This window comes from Candidatus Jordarchaeum sp. (assembly GCF_052745115.1).
Map to the genome: position 1 here is coordinate 1 of NZ_JBRAKS010000522.1, position 1,889 is coordinate 1,889.

A 1,889-nucleotide genomic window follows, 5' to 3' on the forward strand; every position below is an offset into this window, starting at 1 on the left:
GGCATTCTCCTTCTTTCACTCAAAGATGATCACCACAATATTTTTTATTGGATTTCTCCTTCTGAGGTTTCCACACCTTTCTCCCATATTTTAAACAAAATAACCTCTTTCTGCTTTTCTTTGAAAGCTTCTAGCCTTTTTTCGTTCTCGAATAATAATAGGACGCAGCCTCCGCCACCGGCACCACAAACCTTTCCCGCATCCGCCATATTAATCAATCTTTCAATCTCAGGGGTACCGACTGTGGGAATTCTATTCTGCCAGTACCAAGTATCTTTGACCAGCTGCCGAACACGGGGCATATTTTCCGAAAGGAGTTCATCCCTCATTCTAGTAGCAATCTCACTCAACTTGACCAAAATCGGCTCCACATAAGGATAATTAGCATAAACAAAGTAGTGCCGAGGACTGCGAGATTTGCCGGTGTTAACAAGCACCGCCAAGTCTTGTAGCCCTGTCCTCACCTCCTCAGTAACTGGAATGGGGGTCCGGTAAAATTGCTCCTGGTAAAATTCCCAGTAATTCAGACCCCCATATGTGCTGGCTGCCATATCCTGCATTCCACAAATATTTTCCTGCAACTCCCGCTCATAAGCCCTTATCAAAATTTTTCCAAGATCATTTAATCCATCTTCCACAACTGCTTTAATAACATTATAAGCACCACTAGTTCCCAGCCCCATGCCTAACCAGTCACAGCTCATTTCTCTCCCATTATATATTTGAAACTTGTCAATCGCAAAATTTACCAGTGCCCCCACATGCTGTTCGGTAAAAGGAGCAGCATCAGTCCAACCTCCACTCAAATCCACTCGAAGAGGAACCCTTACCTTCCAATCCATAAAATCAACCTCATTATTCAAAATAGATATATGGATCACGGTAAAAAAACAACAAACTAGACTATATAAAAAACTTATTATTAAAATTTAATCCCAAAAAATAGTACATTCATTAAATGAATAATAAATAACAGGTAAACAGAAATAATGAAAATAGTATGTATATTCTAAGTTTTTAAATAAAAGTTTTAATGAAGGCTTGAAAATATTTTAGGTCAGTTTAAAATCATTTGTTTAAACATGAAAGGTATTGGAGGTTAGATTATGGGTAAATTGGAAGGAAAAGTAGTTATTGTAACTGGTGGTGCCAAGGGAATAGGTAGAGGTATTGCGCTGGCTTCAGCTAAGGAAGGTGCGGACATTGTCATCGCTGAAATAAATCTTGAAGAGGCGGAAAAGACGGCTAAAGAAATTAGAGCATTAAATCGAAAAGCTATTGTGGTAAAAAATGATGTTAGGAATAGTAAAGAAGTGGAGGCAATGGTTAAAAAAACTTTAGACGAATTCGGAAAGATCGATGCACTCGTAAACAATGCTGGAACCTGCGTGCCCGGAACTATGGAAGATCTCTTTAAATTGCAAAGTCCTTTGGAAATCGAAGAACAGGATTGGGACACCACTTTTGACACTAACCTGAAAGGAATTTTTCTCTGCTGTAAGTACGTAATTCCCCATATGAGGAATCAAAAAAGCGGGAAGATTATCAACATTTCTTCATCGGCCGGCACGATGTCCGGGAATCAGCTTATTCCCTATTATGCTGCCTCAAAAGCCGCTGTCATAAATTACACCGGAAGTCTAGCATTACTCCTAGCAGATTACGGAATCACCGCTAACGCTATTTGTCCCCATTTTGTCTGGACCGATCTCTGGAAAAACGCTGTAGGAGGCGAACAAAACAAAGCGCTATTTGATAAAATTGTTCAAACACAATCACTTCTAAAAAGGGAAACCACTCCAGAAAAAATAGGTGCTTTAGCCGTTTTTTTGATGTCCGAAGATGGAGACGATATCACTGCACAGGCAATAGTTGTAGGTAGATAAAAT

Annotated in this window: 2 protein-coding genes; one reads left to right on the plus strand and one right to left on the minus strand. The window is 39.6% G+C overall.

What is annotated here, in order from left to right:
* Positions 1 to 44 precede the first annotated feature (44 nt).
* A complete protein-coding gene (locus ACUVXA_RS20425; RefSeq protein ID WP_445873137.1) occupies positions 45 to 842 on the minus strand; it encodes a hypothetical protein in 798 nt (265 codons plus the stop codon).
* Between the two features lie 264 nt (positions 843 to 1,106).
* Between ACUVXA_RS20425 and ACUVXA_RS20430 the strand changes: the two genes are divergently transcribed.
* Entirely contained in the window at positions 1,107 to 1,886 is a 780-nt protein-coding gene (locus ACUVXA_RS20430) for an SDR family NAD(P)-dependent oxidoreductase (RefSeq protein ID WP_445873138.1), read from the plus strand.
* Positions 1,887 to 1,889: the final 3 nt, after the last annotated feature.

Excerpts from the sequence above, each read along its gene's own strand:
- ACUVXA_RS20425 (WP_445873137.1), bottom strand. The coding sequence starts at position 842 with ATGGATTGGAAGGTAAGGGTTCCTCTTCGAGTGGATTTGAGTGGAGGT.
- ACUVXA_RS20430 (WP_445873138.1), top strand. The coding sequence starts at position 1,107 with ATGGGTAAATTGGAAGGAAAAGTAGTTATTGTAACTGGTGGTGCCAAG.